At 53.3% G+C, this 15,459-nt stretch carries 9 protein-coding genes, 3 rRNA genes and 1 pseudogene; 4 read left to right on the top strand and 9 right to left on the bottom strand.

What is annotated here, in order from left to right; all coding sequences use genetic code 11:
- Nucleotides 1–141 precede the first annotated feature (141 nt).
- The 4 genes from JONANDRAFT_RS00505 to JONANDRAFT_RS00490 all read left to right on the top strand — a co-directional run bounded on the left by JONANDRAFT_RS00505 (nt 142) and on the right by JONANDRAFT_RS00490 (nt 4,611).
- Complete coding sequence (locus tag JONANDRAFT_RS00505) at nt 142–918, top strand: transporter substrate-binding domain-containing protein (RefSeq protein ID WP_008521959.1); 777 nt, start codon at nt 142–144, stop codon at nt 916–918.
- Nucleotides 915–1,595 carry an amino acid ABC transporter permease gene (locus JONANDRAFT_RS00500; RefSeq protein ID WP_008521958.1) on the top strand — a complete coding sequence of 227 codons (681 nt, stop codon included), beginning with the start codon at nt 915–917 and terminating at the stop codon, nt 1,593–1,595. Before JONANDRAFT_RS00505 ends, JONANDRAFT_RS00500 begins: the two co-directional genes overlap by 4 nt.
- Nucleotides 1,592–2,353: an amino acid ABC transporter ATP-binding protein gene (locus tag JONANDRAFT_RS00495; RefSeq protein ID WP_008521957.1), complete on the top strand. Its 762-nt coding sequence runs from the start codon at nt 1,592–1,594 to the stop codon at nt 2,351–2,353. The genes JONANDRAFT_RS00500 and JONANDRAFT_RS00495 overlap by 4 nt, the downstream gene beginning before the upstream one ends.
- 413 nt (nt 2,354–2,766) lie before the next feature.
- Nucleotides 2,767–4,611, top strand: coding sequence for a hypothetical protein (locus JONANDRAFT_RS00490; protein ID WP_155801276.1), 1,845 nt, complete (start codon nt 2,767–2,769; stop codon nt 4,609–4,611).
- Between the two features lie 261 nt (nt 4,612–4,872).
- Here JONANDRAFT_RS00490 and JONANDRAFT_RS08280 read toward each other — a convergent pair whose 3' ends face one another.
- The 9 genes and pseudogenes from JONANDRAFT_RS08280 to JONANDRAFT_RS00450 all read right to left on the bottom strand — a co-directional run bounded on the left by JONANDRAFT_RS08280 (nt 4,873) and on the right by JONANDRAFT_RS00450 (nt 15,457).
- On the bottom strand, nt 4,873–5,730 hold the full coding sequence (locus JONANDRAFT_RS08280; protein WP_233417428.1) for an IS3 family transposase: 858 nt from the start codon (nt 5,728–5,730) through the stop codon (nt 4,873–4,875).
- 35 nt (nt 5,731–5,765) lie between these two features.
- Nucleotides 5,766–6,095 (bottom strand): helix-turn-helix domain-containing protein, encoded by a 330-nt coding sequence (locus tag JONANDRAFT_RS08275; RefSeq protein WP_231286710.1) that lies wholly within the window; start codon nt 6,093–6,095, stop codon nt 5,766–5,768.
- 237 nt (nt 6,096–6,332) lie between these two features.
- Nucleotides 6,333–6,461 (bottom strand): annotated as a pseudogene (locus JONANDRAFT_RS08485) (hypothetical protein); the annotation flags it as partial.
- Nucleotides 6,462–6,738: 277 nt separating this feature from the next.
- Nucleotides 6,739–7,188, bottom strand: a complete 450-nt coding sequence (locus tag JONANDRAFT_RS00475) for a hypothetical protein (RefSeq protein WP_008520067.1) — start codon at nt 7,186–7,188, stop codon at nt 6,739–6,741.
- A gap of 359 nt (nt 7,189–7,547) precedes the next feature.
- Nucleotides 7,548–8,714 carry an MFS transporter gene (locus JONANDRAFT_RS00470; RefSeq protein ID WP_008520063.1) on the bottom strand — a complete coding sequence of 389 codons (1,167 nt, stop codon included), beginning with the start codon at nt 8,712–8,714 and terminating at the stop codon, nt 7,548–7,550.
- 282 nt (nt 8,715–8,996) lie between these two features.
- Nucleotides 8,997–9,109, bottom strand: a 5S ribosomal RNA gene (gene rrf, locus JONANDRAFT_RS00465).
- 120 nt (nt 9,110–9,229) lie between these two features.
- A 23S ribosomal RNA gene (locus tag JONANDRAFT_RS00460) occupies nt 9,230–12,205 on the bottom strand.
- A 215-nt stretch (nt 12,206–12,420) separates the two neighbouring features.
- Nucleotides 12,421–13,950, bottom strand: a 16S ribosomal RNA gene (locus tag JONANDRAFT_RS00455).
- The 16S, 23S and 5S rRNA genes sit together here, the layout of an rRNA operon.
- A 370-nt stretch (nt 13,951–14,320) precedes the next feature.
- The gene (locus tag JONANDRAFT_RS00450; RefSeq protein ID WP_008522336.1) at nt 14,321–15,457 is read right to left on the bottom strand and encodes a type III PLP-dependent enzyme; all 1,137 of its coding nucleotides are present in this window, start codon (nt 15,455–15,457) and stop codon (nt 14,321–14,323) included.
- Nucleotides 15,458–15,459 lie beyond the last annotated feature (2 nt).

Raw genomic sequence — 15,459 nt, 5'->3', positions numbered from 1 at the left:
CGTCAAAAGGAAAAACCGCCCCTCACTCAGCCGGTCGAAAAAAATCTTTGGGCTGTTTCATTTGTTTTTAAATAAATTATATTGAAAATAACTAAAGGGACCGTATAATAAGATCACACCTTCACGAGGGAGCGTGATTTTATGAGTATTCGTCAAACTTCAGCACTGTTGGTTCTCGGCATGGTTCTTCTGGGCAGCGCGGCCTTTGCCGCCGACAAGCAGAAAGTGATCGTCGGCACGTCGGCGTCCTACAAGCCGTGGGCGTTCCAGAAAGACGACAAGGCTCAGGGCTTTGAAATCGACGTGTGGCGCGAGATCGCCAAGCGGAACAACTACGAGCTCGAAATCAAGCTGGGCCAGTTCAGCGGCTTAGTCGGCATGCTCGACGCCGGCGAAATCGACACGGTCGCGCACCAAATGTCCATCACCCCGGCGCGGCTCGAAAAGTACGCCTTCTCGACCCCATACGCCTACAGCTACTACGACTTCTTCGTCAAAAATGACAGCCCGCTCAAGACCAAAGAGGACCTGAAAGGCCATAAAGTCGGCTGCTGGCTGGGCGGTAACGGCGAAGCTACTCTCCGGGCCATCAACGACAAGTACAACTTGGGGCTGGACATCGTCACCTACGACGGCATCGCCATGGAAAACGAAGCGGTCATCGGCCGTATCGACGCCTTCTGGCAGGGCGAGATCAAGACCAAGACCGTCATCGCCGAGCAGAACCTGCCGCTACAGCAGTTGAACGAAAAACTCGTCTACGAGACGAACGCCTACCCGTTCCGCAAGGACGCCCAGGGCGAAAAGCTCGCCACGGAAGTCAGCAAGGCTATTGACGATATGCGCGCCGACGGCACTCTGTCCCAACTTTCGATGAAATGGTTCAACGTGGACACGACGCAAAGCACTGAGAAATGAACTTTGATTTTTCCTTCTTTCTCCACCTCTTCCCATCGATCATCAAATACGGCGGAACAACCATTCGGTTGTCCGCCCTTGCTATATTTTGCGGCCTGTGTCTGGCGTTCCTCATTGCCATCGTCATGGACCTTCGGATCCCCGGCCTCAGCCAGTTCTTCCGGCTGTACATCTCGTTCTTCCGCGGCACGCCGCTCATGGCTCAGCTCTTCTGCTTCTACTTCGGCATACTGCCGGCCATTCGAGGAGCCGTCAAAAGCGTCTCGTCGTTTCAGGCCGCTCTCATCATCCTGAGCCTCGCCAGCGCCGCGTACATGGCCGAATCCCTTCGGGCCGCCATCGGCTCGGTGCCCAAAGGCCAGTTTGAAGCGGCCCAGTCCATCGGCATGACCTACCCTCAGGCCATGCGCCGGATCATCCTGCCGCAGGCCGTCCGTGTCGCCCTGCCCACGCTGTTCAGCAGCTTCATCAACATCGTCAAGGACACGTCCCTCGTGTTCGCCATCGGCGTCAAGGAAATGATGGCCCAAGCGCAGCTCGAAGGCTCCGGCAACTACCGATATCTGGAAGCCTACCTTTGCGTGCTCCTCGTCTTCTGGGCCATCACCGCCGTCATGGGACGAACCCAGCGCGCCTTAGAAGGACGGCTCGCCGGCTCCATGGGGGCGAAAAAATGATCAGCGTCCAGCACCTAGGAAAGAGCTTTGAGGGAACGCCCGTCCTGCGGGACGTCTCGTTCTCCCTGCAGACCGGCCACGTCATGGCCGTCATCGGCCCCAGCGGCACGGGCAAGTCGACCCTGCTCCGGTGCATCAACTGCCTCGAAAAAGCCGACCGCGGGACCGTCACCATCGCCGACACGACCGTCGACTTTCAGACCATCAGGAAACTGGAAACCCTCTTCCTTCGCCGGCACACCGGCATGGTCTTCCAGTCGTTCAACCTGTTCGCCAACAAAACGGCGCTGGAAAACATCACCGAAGGGCTCACAGTCGTCCGGCGCGTCCCGCCAGATCAGGCGCGGGAAACGGGCCTGCAGATCCTAGAGCGAATCGGCCTAGCCGACAAGAAAGACAGCTACCCTCAGACCCTCTCCGGCGGCCAGCAGCAGCGAATCGCCATCGGCCGGGCCCTCGCGCTCGACCCGAAAGTCCTCCTGCTCGACGAGCCGACCAGCGCCCTTGACCCCGAACTCGTTAACGAAGTCCTGCGCCTCATCGGCAGCCTAGCAAAACAGCAGCAGACCATGATCATCGTCACGCACGAAATATCCTTCGCCGCGTCGGTGGCCCACGAAATATGCTTCATGGACCAAGGCCAGATCATCGAACACGGCCCAGCAGACCAGATCATCGGACACCCCAAAAGCGAACGATTGCAGCAGTTTCTCAACTCCCTCGCTCAACGTGGGGTCCCCAAAGGAAGCGACTCTTAAAGGAAGCAGGCCGTCGAAGCTCGACGGCCTGCTGTGCTTTTTGGGGACAACACTGAACCTCTGATAATCTTTTGTGTGAACAAACTGCCAGCGCAGTTATACCTCTCTGCAAAAAGACGCGCCTTGCTCCGCAGCCACCTGCCCGACTTCTTCACACTTCGTTTTTGCTCAAAGAGCACAAGACACCCTAAAGCGTTACCTCTCTGATTTGACAACAATACATAAAGGCTGTTAAATGGAATAAAAGGATTACATTTACTGTGTAATTACACTTAGCGAACAAAAAATGCTAACTTCATTCCAGTCAAAGGAGGATTAACCATGAAATCGCACCGATAATTGCGCTGACATTTTTCCTATCGTTTGCAACAACGCCACTCCTAGCCAGCCTGTCGGCTCCAAGTGAACCTGCCGTGCAGTCGCAAGATGAAGCAGCCCAGCCAAACGCGGCAACAGAGGAAATCAGTCGTGCGGAAAACCTGATTGAAGAGTCCGATTCTGACGAATCGGCAAACAGACTCACATCTTTTTCTGAAACGATCCCCGAAGATGTCGCGGCAAAAATTATTCCTTTTCACAATCAATTCTGCTTGAATCTAATCAACGCGGAAATGGGGCTTCGAACCTACATCAAGGCCATCTATGATTCTCGGTACGTGACCGGCGTAGAACTCACCGACCAGCAGCATCAAGCCATGATGAACGTCTGTTTTGACCTGATTGAAAAACTGAGCGCCAGCGCCCAAACGTATTCCGAGGCCATCTCGTGGGCTACCCAAGCCATGAACACAATGCCGGAAGAAGACGCCAACCGGCTCGCACAGCTGTTAAGTTTCTTTATCGGGACACCGGCTAACGCCGCGATGGGCTCAACGTTTTATAACACTTGGGGAACCCTTGTGGGAACTTTGGGCTTTAAAAAAGCGGCTGAAGGCTACTTTGATAAAGCCTCCGCAATACAAATCGCAGATCAAATCGCAAACACTAAGCAGGACATACAAAGCCTCACTCAACGAATAAAAAATGCCCCGACGCCGGAAGCCAAGGCGAAAGCCCTTGAACATTACAATAAAACTCAAGAAATTTACGCCCAAACTTCCGAAGCTTATCAAAGCATCGCAAATGTCGCCAACGCAGGAGTCATTCTCTCGTCGGCTACCGCAGCAACCGCGACCCTAGCTACTACTGTAGGCGCAGTGGCCACGATGGCGATACCCACGACTCTCGGTGGAGCCGCTTTTTTCGCTGTAAAAGCGACTGCCACCATGGCAGTCGGATCGCTTAATACGACATCCCACCTTTTTAATTGTGTGGGCGCTGCTCAAGGCGACTACAGAAAAGAAAACTTTGCCGATATATTAGCGGATTTAGGCAATAAAGGATCCTATGTAACCGCCATTCTCGACCCATTCAGCGTGATTCACGTTCGCAAGGAAGCAATAGAAAGCGGACTTTCCGTCACGTATGCAGCTTCCTCCGTGGCACTAGATTTCATCGATGGCAATGCAATCACTAAAAAGTTGACTGAGTGGGGAATTGAGACACTCGGCAGACTCGACTCGGCCAATAATGAGGCGAGAGTGACTCTTACTCAAAATGTGGTCACTCTCTACAAAAAGAGGACACCGGACTGGGAAAAGAAACACCCCACACAACTGTCGGTGTTAATAGCTGCGATAGACGCGTTTAACAAAAATCAATACACCAAAGACATCCTTTCCACAGACAGAAATAACCCCGGAACAATAGCGGTTCGCGAGGCCGGCGGAATAACCGATGAGACGTCAGAGAAAAAGCCAGAGAAGGATGCCCAAGAAACCCAAGATGAGACACCAGAGGACAACGCTCAAGAAACTCGGCCGGAAAAAACAGAACCACAAGCGGGACAAGAAGCCGCCTCGAACACCGTAGAGCAAACGGGTGAGAACGAGAATACCGAAGAAATTGTCGATACGAATGAAAATCCCTCGACGAGCAGCGTCGACGGAACGGACCATGAAAAGCCTGTTGATTTGGACTGGAGAGACATTGTCCCAGACGAACTACAAAAATTTATTGATATAGCCACGGAAGAACATCAAGCCGTGCAACGCGCTGAAAATTTAAAAAAACAGCGCCAGGCCCAAGAGGCAAAACGCCGAGCTCAAGAAAAAAAACGGCGACTTCAGGAACAAAAACGCCGAGCTCAAGGACAGGGACCGAAAAAAACGCCGCCGACAGAAAAAGGGAAACCCCAAAAACCTAAAAAGCCACCTTGAGAGAACAGAGCCGAAGAGAAAGGGAAATCTGGGGTAAAGACGACAAGGGTGGCGGATGCGGACACTAAATGAAAACAGCAGTAGAGCAGTAATACCAGAGACCGCAGGAGAAGACCTCGTCTCACTACTCCTCCAAACACCCTCAATTACATATGTAAATAAAACCGCCTCTCCCGTTTTGGTGGTCTGCTCCCCGTCAATAGGACAGTGAAAAATCAAAAAGTCCCGTACCGCCAGTCGAGTAATCGGCTGGCGGTTCTTTTACGCCGCAGTATAGAAGCTTGCATGGTATTCGGCAGGTGTCATCAGATGCAATTTCCGTTGGAACCGCTCCGTGTTGTAATACCTGATGTATGACTCTATGGTCTTCACCAGATCCATCTTTGAGGTGAAGCGTTTCCTGTAGTACATTTCACGCTTCAGGATCCCCCAGAAGCCTTCCATAGGCCCATTGTCAATGCAATGGGCTACTCTGGACATGCTCTGCTTCATTCGGTTTCTCTTTAGTCTCCCCGAGAACTGTTTGCTCGTGTACTGGAAGCCTCGGTCACTGTGAAACAATGGATGTGCCTCGGGCTCACGCTCTACAGCTTCATCAAACGTGCTCATAACCAGCGGATTGTCATTATGCTCGCCGATTTTATATGCCACGATCCTGCGATCATAGAGATCCAGTATGGCACTCAGATATACTTTGTGAGCGTTCCCCCCGACGTAATACTTGAACTCAGTGACATCCGTCAGCCATTTCTCGTTCGGTGCGTCTGCGTGAAAGTCACGGTTGAGATAGTTTTTGGCGATATGTGCAGGGTCTTGGCTGCTTCTGGTGCAGCTCTTTGGCCTCCACTTGATCGTGGATTGAATACGCTCTCCGCGACAGATCCTGAGTACCCGCTTATCGTTCACTGCGATGCCGTGATTCCTTTCCAGTTCGTCCCTGATTCGCCGGTAACCCATATCCGGATGGTTCTCATGAATGGCCTTGATCTTCTCGGAGAGCTCGGTATTGTACTTCTCACTGAAGCTGACAGGACCTTTAAGCCAGCGATAATACGCGCTGCGCGAAAGCCGCTGGCACTGACAGAGCTTTTGCAGGGGGTAGTGCTTGGCTTCAGTCAGTTCTTTGATCGCTTGGTATTTGTAGGGATGTCGAGTCAGAGAGAGCGATCTTTCATCTCTAACTCTCTGATTTTTTTTAACAGGTCGTTCTCCATCTGAAGGTCGCGGTTCTTGCGTTCCAGTTCTGCAATCCTGTGGCGCTGCTTTTCCTCTGGTGTCCGGGCTGGCAGGGTTCCAATCCGCCGTCCACGACGGTCTTCAAGGCCGGCGGGGCCCATGCTCTCATAACGGAGCACCCAGTTGCGCACCTGCTGATAGGAACAGTTATATTTCAGCGCCGTCGCTCCATAATTATTATCCTTAGCAAGGCAGTACCGTACGATTTCAAGGCGTTCTTCCTGGCTTGTCTGTCTGGCTTTTCTCATGGAGCTGACTCCTCCGCTTGTGCGCGATTGGATCCATCCATGAGTAGTATATGCCTGTATCCAGCTTTGAAGTTGAGCTTTTGACCGTAAGCCATAGCGATACGCCGTCTCCGTTAAGGATCCTTCTCCGCTCAGATAGGCATGAACGGTAGCCAATTTCAGCTCCTGTGAATAATGTCTGTTTCTCGATTGAGCGAGCAATCCTCCGGGACCTTCATTTTGGTAAATCCGGACCCAACTCCTAAACGATGCGCGGCCCCTAAGCCCCGCTTGCCTCGTCGCTTCTGTGCAGCTGATTTCGTCTCGGAGATAGCTTTCAACTAGAGATATTTTCAAAGCTGAGTCTATCTTGCTTTTTCTGGGCATAGAAATACCCCCCAAGTAGGTTTTATATTTCCCTGTCCTACTTGGGGGGAGCATATCATTTTTGGGAGAGGCGGTTTTTTCTATCGCAACGATGATGTACCCTTTACAAAAACTTCATCCCGCGTCCAAAAATGTGCCTTGAATAATAACTTTTTAAGTGACAAATGACTTGTACAGCCCTACTGTTCAAGGCTCATAAAAAGCTGCAGGGCACTCGGCCCTACCGAGAAAGGACATCTCCTCTCCAACAAACCCCAACGCAAAAAGCATCTTATTTTTATTGAATCTTACTCTGAATGATCAGCATATCGTTCTTCGTTTGCCCGTCTATCAGTTGAATCCTAACGTTTTCGCCTCGCCATTCAGCGCCAAACGTTCCGGTAGTATGTTCATCAGGTTCGCCCCACTGAATAACACAGGCCTCGTAGATATTTTTCGTCTCGTTCGCAGATCTAGCAGCGAGAACCGCCACCTCGAAACCTTTCTTCGAGAACCCGTATAAAACCGAGGCTAAACGCGCTCTTCGCATCGTCAAGTCATCTTTCACGCGCATGTAATAATCAACACCTTGGTCTTTATCGCTTTGCACCAGTTTCAGCGTTGATGAATGCATCGTTACAGGTTCTCCCCATTGTATTCCTCGAAATGCGCTTGGCTCATTGGAGAACGCCAACGCCGTCCCCGAAAAGAAAATGATCGCACCCCACGCACAGAAAAATCTTTTCATTATTGAAAGCACCTCCTGCCAGCTAGTTTACGAACCTGTATGCTCCCTGCAAAACAACCGTCCGAACAGGTTCTCTAATGTTTATTTAAAATTATTCATTATTATACTAACATACTGACACCGAAATAATAAATTCGCACAGGCAGCCCTATGACGCGCCAACTCGACTCAGAAGCCAGTTTCCGCGGCGAAGAGCACGGAAAAGCTTAAAAAGCTCCGAACATACCAGCTATATTTGAAATTATGGCCATGAACTCTATAAACAGCGAACGGACAGATTGGACAACCCCGACATACTCGTCCCAATAAATGATAAAAACCTTTTGGATGTATTGAAGAAACAACTAATAATATAAAACCTACGATACTTTTCCCGAATCAACTGCTTCCAGCGGATGACGGGCAACTATCCGCCAAGCCAACAAACCGACGGCAACCAGAGCACCGCTGGCCAACCGATAAACCGTCACGTAGCTCATCGACCGCGCCAAGGCTGTCACAGCTATCGGCACCGCAAAATACGACGCCGAATAAATCAATCCATGTACGCTCACCACGCGCGTTCTCAGGCTTGGCGAACTCAAATCACCCAACAAGCTCAGCATCATCGGGTATCCCAGCCCCATTGCCGCCCCGTACAGCGCACCACACAACGCCATAAAAAAGAGGTTCCCTGCCCACGTTGCACCGGCCAAAGCAACGGCAAGAAACAACCCTGGCAGAGCCGCCAAAGTCCGCCGGGGAAAACGTCCCACCGTTGAAACACCCAGCGATCTCATCAGCACCGACGCCAGAGCCGAAGTCACCATAAAAGAAGACACTGGCAGCCCCTGCTCGCGAGCAACGAACACAAGCGGCACCTGTAGGGCGTCGAGAGTCGTAAACGTTCCCAACACGACAAACAGCCGTCTAAGAGCCGGCTCACGGAATACCTGAGCAAAGGACCCCCGCGGTGCCCGTTCCTGCCCTTGAAGCTCCGTCCCAGCCGACAGATCGGGCAGTTCGGGCAGCCGAAACGCCGCCCAGACCGTCGCCCCAGCAACGGCCATCAAAAAAAACTCGTACCACCGAACCAAACCTCGGGCCAAAAGCAATTCGAACAGCGGCAAAGCCGTCAACATCGGCAGCACGTTGCCTAACGACACAATCGTCATAGCTTGGCTCCGCTCCGCCACATCGAAAGCTGCCACTTGAAATGACAGCAAAGCTACTAAAAAAAGAGTCTGTCCCGCCCCGTAGACCGCGCGAGCGGCCAAAAAAGCAGTCACACTTGGATGAACTGACAAAAAGAAAAGCGCCGCCGCAGCGAGCACACAGAAGCCCCCGATCACACCACGCCGAAGACCAATCTCCTCCAAAAACCTTGGAGCCAAAACACGCCCAGCCATTGCCACTCCGGCGTGAATTCCCAAAGCCGCACCAAGCCATTGCCCCGGCTCAAAGCCAATTGCATCAAACCATACCGGCAAAAGAAAAAAACCCGCCTCAAGTGTCGCCAACCCGCACGTTACGCCCAACAGCCTCATTGTCAGCCCATTTACTCTCAAAAGACACACCGTCCAGCACGCCCCACAAAAAGAGCTGCAAATTTTCAACTGCCGAAACTACAGTCCGGCGGCTTTTAGTGTAACACGCCCGCCGCCCTCAAACCTATTTCAACGAAAAGAGACCACCACAAAAATTCCCCGTCACTTATTGATCAAACGGCATAATTCTTCTTTAAAAACGGATATTCTCTTTCTCTTTTTTCTCTCAGACACAAAAAAAGCCGGAACCTGAATATTCAGGTTCCGGCCTCCTCAAATATGGGTTGGCAACGACCTACTCTCCCACGAACTGAATCGCAGTACCATCGGCGCTGAAGCGCTTAACTTCCGGGTTCGGCATGGTTCCGGGTGGACCCGCTCCGCTGGTCACCAACCGCATATCCGTCTATCGAAAAGCAGTTTACACCTCTTCAAACTCACTCTGCCACGTCTTCTATCCTTTCCAGTCCTAATTCCACTAACGGTCTTTAGCAGTTTCTCTCGAAGCAAATTAAAAGAAAAAGGCCTCGGCGTATTAGTATCGGTCAGCTAAAAACCTCGCGGCTCTTACACTCCCGACCTATCTATCCCTTCGTCTCAGGGACGCCTTACCAACCTTCCGTTGTGAGATATCTCATCTCGAGGGGGGCTTCCCACTTAGATGCCTTCAGCGGTTATCCCTGCCGCACATGGCTACCCGGCTTCTGCGTCTGGCAACACAACCGGTACACTAGCGGTGCGTCCACTCCGGTCCTCTCGTACTAGGAGCAGCTCCTCTCAAATATCTTGCGCCCGTGGCGGATAGGGACCAAACTGTCTCACGACGTTTTAAACCCAGCTCACGTACCGCTTTAATGGGCGAACAGACCAACCCTTGGGACCTGCTACAGCCCCAGGATGCGACGAGCCGACATCGAGGTGCCAAACCTCCCCGTCGATGGGAACTCTCGGGGGAGATCAGCCTGTTATCCCCAGGGTAGCTTTTATCCGATGAGCGACGGCCTTTCCACTCAGCACCGCCGGATCACTAGGACCGACTTTCGTCTCTGCTCGAATTGTCACTCTCGCAGTCAAGCCAACTTATACCCTTACGCTCTCTGGGCGATTTCCATCCGCCCTGAGTTGACCTTTGCGCGCCTCCGTTACTCTTTAGGAGGCGACCGCCCCAGTCAAACTGCCCACCTGGCAGGGTCCGCATTCACGCTTCAGTGCTATGCGTTAGACGTTCAACATCACAAGGGTGGTATCCCAACATCGACTCCTACAAATCTAACGATCTGTATTCTCAGTCTCCCACCTATCCTGTACGTGTAAGGTCAAACGTCAGTACCAGGCTACAGTAAAGCTCCATGGGGTCTTTCCGTCCCGCCACGGGTAACCGGCATCTTGACCGGTACTACAATTTCACTGGGTCTCTCGTCGAGACAGCGCCCAAATCGTTACGCCATTCGTGCAGGTCGGAACTTACCCGACAAGGAATTTCGCTACCTTAGGACCGTTATAGTTACGGCCGCCGTTTACTGGGGCTTCAGTTCTAAGCTTCGCCTTGCGGCTAACTCTTCCCTTTAACCTTCCAGCACCGGGCAGGCGTCAGACCCTATACTTCGGTTTGCACCTTACGCAGAGTCCTATGTTTTTATTAAACAGTCGCTTGGGCCTGGTTTCTGCGGCTGCTTCCCGCTTACATGAGTATCCATTTCACGGGCGCAGCACTCCTTCTCCCTAAGTTACGGAGTCAACTTGCAGAGTTCCTTAACGAGAGTTTTCCCATTCACCTTGGCTTGTTCAGCCTGACCACCTGTGTCGGTTTCGGGTACGGGCGCGATCGCTCTCCCTAGAAGCTTTTCTCGGCAGCCGGGCTTCAGTGGCTTCACCCTCTAAGGGCTCCCCATCAGGTCTCAGGATTATCGACAAGGTGGATTTGCCTGCCTCGTCTCCCTACTCCCTTGAACCGGCTCTTCCATCCGCCGGCTCCACTTAGCCTCCTGCGTCACTCCTTCGGTCATGCAAGCTCTCGCGGGACCGGAATGTCTACCGGTTGTCCATCGGCTACGCTTTTCAGCCTGACCTTAGGTCCCGCCTAACCCTGGGCGGACGAACCTTCCCCAGGAATCCTTGGTCTTTCGGTGTGCGAGGCTCTCACTCGCATTGCGTTACTCATGCCGACATTCTCACTACTCTGTAGTCCACCGCACTTCACAATGCGGCTTCTTCCCTTTAGAGTACGCTCCCCTACCGATGTCTTCACATCCCATAGCTTCGGCGGTTCGCTTAGCCCCCTACATTTTCGGCGCAGGAGACCTCGACCAGTGAGCTGTTACGCACTCTTTAAAGGATGGCTGCTTCTGAGCCAACCTCCTGGCTGTCTGAGGCTTCCCACATCCTTGTCACACTTAGCGAACTCTTTGGGGCCTTAGCTGTTGATCTGGGCTGTTTCCCTTTTGACCACGAACCTTATCACCCGTAGTCTCACTCCCAAGTTTACAGTGTCGGTATTCGGAGTTTGATAGATCTCGGTAGTCCCCCAGGACCCCTTGATCTGTCAGTAGCTCTACCCCCGACACTTACTACTTGAGGCTGCACCTCAATGCATTTCGGGGAGAACCAGCTATTACCCAACTCGATTAGCTTTTCACTCCTAACCACAGGTCATCCAAGACTTTTTCAACAGGCACTGGTTGGGTCCTCCATGAGGTTTCACCCTCACTTCAACCTGCCCATGGCTAGATCGTCGGGCTTCGGGTGTGCTGCACGAAACTCGCGCCCTCTTCGGACTCGCTTTCGCTTCGGCTCCAATCCTTCTAAAGATCTTAACCTCGCTACGTACAGCATCTCGCCGGCTCATTTTTCAATAGGCACGCTGTTACTTTCCACGGATCGCTCCGCTTCCAGCTTCAACTGCTTGTAGGCACAGGGTTTCAGGTCTATTTCACTCCCCTCCCGGGGTGCTTTTCACCTTTCCCTCTCGGTACTATGCGCTATCGGTCACTTACAGTGTTTAGCCTTGGACGATGGGCCGCCCTGATTCAACCGGAATTCCACGTGCTCCGGCCTACTTGGGATCCCTTCTCAGAGACTTCAGCTTTTCGCCTACAGGGCTTTCACCCTCTACGGCCGGCTTTTCCAACACCGTTCAGCTAAGCTGACGCTTTCTAACTCTGCGAGCAGTCTGCAATCTGCTCCCGAAGGTCCCTCAACCCCAAACATGCAACGCTTGCAGGCTTCCACATGTTCGGTTTAGGCTCTTCCCCTTTCGCTCACCACTACTCAGGGTATCTCTTCGATTTCTTTTCCTCTGGCTACTGAGATGTTTCACTTCACCAGGTTCCCCACCTTGCGGTGTGTCGGAGTCTTCCTCCGACGGGTTGCCCCATTCAGATATCCCCGGATCAAGGCCCGCTTGCGGCTCCCCGAGGCTTTTCGCAGCTTGCGACGTCTTTCTTCGGCTGTAAGTGCCAAGGCATCCATCCTGTGCCCTTAATACCTTTTCCTTACCTTTCCTTGCTTCCCAGTTACTCTTGCTTTCTTCCCGTTAGCTTCTTTAGTCCTTTCTAGAACTAAAGACGTGGCTTTGTTCGTTTGTCATGGTGCAAACTGCTCTTTCGCAGTTTCCCATCCAACGCGTGAAAGAAGGAAGCCCGAACCGTTCGGCCCGGTGCTCGCTGAGCTGCGGGCGTTCCTCAGAACTCCCGCCGGAACTCCTTAGAAAGGAGGTGATCCAGCCGCACCTTCCGGTACGGCTACCTTGTTACGACTTCACCCTCCTCACCAGACACACTTTGGGCGGCTCCCCCCTTGCGGTTGAGATACCGACTTGGAGTGCATCCAACTCGGATGGTGTGACGGGCGGTGTGTACAAGGCCCGGGAACGTATTCACCGCGACTTCGCTGATTCGCGATTACTAGCGATTCCAACTTCATGCAGTCGAGTTGCAGACTGCAATCCGAACTGGGACCGGCTTTTGGGGTTCGCTCCGCTTCGCAGCCTCGCTTCCCTTTGTACCGGCCATTGTAGCATGTGTGTGGCCCTGGGCATAAGGGCCATGATGACTTGACGTCATCCCCACCTTCCTCCACCTTGTCGGCGGCAGTCTCGCCTGAGTGCTCAGCTCTACCTGTTAGCAACTGGCAATAGGGGTTGCGCTCGTTGCGGGACTTAACCCAACATCTCACGACACGAGCTGACGACAGCCATGCAGCACCTGTGTAAGGCGTACTACCGAAGCAGTACACTTGTACGTCTCCATACACCTTTCCTTACATGTCAAGCCCAGGTAAGGTTCTTCGGTTTGCATCGAATTAAACCACGTGCTCCACCGCTTGTGCGGGCCCCCGTCAATTCCTTTGAGTTTCAATCTTGCGACCGTACTCCCCAGGCGGTATGCTTATCGCGTTAACTTCGGCACGGATGTATCGCTACACCCACACCCAGCATACATCGTTTACTGCTAGGACTACCGGGGTATCTAATCCCGTTTGCTACCCTAGCTTTCGCGCTATGAGCGTCAGTTCATGGCCAGCAAACCGCCTTCGCCACTGGTGTTCTTCCCGATATCTACGCATTTCACCGCTACACCGGGAATTCCGTTTGCCTCTCCATGCCTCTAGAATAACAGTTTCAGCCGCATCATGGGGTTGAGCCCCACGCTTTCACTTGCTGACTTGCCATTCCGCCTACGCGCCCTTTACGCCCAGTAATTCCGGATAACGCTCGCTCCCTACGTATTACCGCGGCTGCTGGCACGTAGTTTGCCGGAGCTTCCTCGCAGGGTACCGTCACTTCCTTCTTCCCCTGCAACAGAGGTTTACAACCCGAAGGCCGTCTTCCCTCACGCGGCGTCGCTGGGTCAGGCTTTCGCCCATTGCCCAATATTCCCCACTGCTGCCTCCCGTAGGAGTCTGGACCGTCTCTCAGTTCCAATGTGGCCGTACAACCTCTCAGTCCGGCTACCCGTCTTCGGCTTGGTGAGCTCTTACCTCACCAACTACCTGATAGGACACAAGCTCCTCCATCAGCGGATTGCTCCCTTTCACCTTCCGGCTTACGGGGTATTAGCTCCGGTTTCCCGCAGTTGTCCCCCTCTGATGGATAGATTCTTATGCATTACTCACCCGTCCGCTACTCTCATACCCAAAAAATTAACCGAAGTCTCTTCCTCGAGTATTCCCGTCCAACTTGCATGTGTTAAGCACGCCGCCAGCGTTTATCCTGAGCCAGGATCAAACTCTCCAAAAAATTAACAGAGCTTCCGATGTAACTCCTCAGTTACACCTAACCTCACTCTTCTGGCTTCCTTCTTCCCTTTCGCGTTGTCATGGTGCGCCGCCGCGTCTGTTCCGCGGCGAACAGGAGCAATGTTACAACTCGGTGTCGTTTCGGTCAACAACTACTAAAAATAGGTCTAAAAATATAATTACATACCTACTGTATAAATACCCTTATTTTTTAGCATGGCAATATTTTATGACCGCATTATCAAATACTTTTCAACGAGGCGGCATTTTATGTCTAGTTATCTGAATATTTTACCTTCGCGGCGCTCTCGTTACAAAATCGGCGGCTTCGCAGGGGTCTGCGAGGCCGCCGAAGCGTTGGTTGCAGGCGTTTATAGGCTTTCTTTGACCTCTTCCCAGATGACGATCGGGGTGAGGGAGAATCCGTTGAATGTGGTGGCTGACGCGGACGTGTACGCGCCGCAGGCCGGGACGACGAGCCGGTCGCCCACTTCCAGTTCCGGCGTGGAACGGTCGCGGAACAGGACGTCCAGAGAGTCACAGCTCGGGCCGGCGAACGTGGACAGGTACAGCGGGCCCGTTTTGGCGCTGAGCAGTTCAAAGTCCCAGTGGTCAAACAGGATGCCCGAGAAGGTGCCGTAGATGCCGTCGTCGAGGATGTACCAGTCCTGGCCGTCCCGCACCTGTTTGCCGATGACGCTGGTTATCAGGTTGGCTGTGGTGCCGCACAGGGCCCGGCCGGGTTCGGCCAGCAGTTCGGTCTCGGGGAAGAGGTCTTCCAGTTCGTCCCGGATCTGGCTGTCCATGGTCTCTTGGTCGATGTCGTAGCCGAGCTCGACGATTGGGAAGCCGCCGCCGATGTCTAACGATCTGAGCGGCACCCCCATCTCCGCCGCTTCGTTGAAGATTCGGCGGCAGACGGCTAAGGAGTTGAGGTACGGGCCGGAGTCTCTCGTCTGGCTTCCGACGTGGAAGCTGAGGCCGGCGACGTCAAGCCCTTTGCTTTTGGCCAGCTGGAGCAGGTCAAGCGCGTCGGCCTGTGAGGCGCCAAATTTGCTGTTGAGGTTGACGAGCGCGCCGGGGTTGGCGATTCTGACCCGAAGCCAGACCGAGGCGCCAGGAGCGTTGGCGGCTATTTTGCCAACTTCAGCCGGCGAGTCGTAGGTGAACCGGGTGACGCCGAGTTTCCACGCTTGGGCGATCCAGTTTTCCGGTTTTGTGGGGTTGGCGTAGATGAGCCGGCTGGGATCAACGCCCAACTGCAGGAGCGTTTTAATCTCGCCGATTGTGGCTACGTCAAAGCCGCTGCCTAGGTCCGCAAAGGTCTTGAGCAAGGGTTCTGCCGGGTTGGACTTCATGGCATAGTGAAGTTTCACGCGATTGAGCCAGTCGGACAGGGTCCGGTAGTTCTGCTCGGCCTGTTTGAGCGACAGGACGACGAGGGGACTGCCGTATTTCTCCGCCAGCGCCGACGCCTGGTCGGGACTGAGCTGGAACGTGCTGTTCATAT

The organism is Jonquetella anthropi DSM 22815, from assembly GCF_000237805.1.
In the GTDB taxonomy this organism is placed as follows: domain Bacteria; phylum Synergistota; class Synergistia; order Synergistales; family Dethiosulfovibrionaceae; genus Jonquetella; species Jonquetella anthropi.
This window is presented reverse-complemented; position numbering and strand designations above follow the sequence as displayed.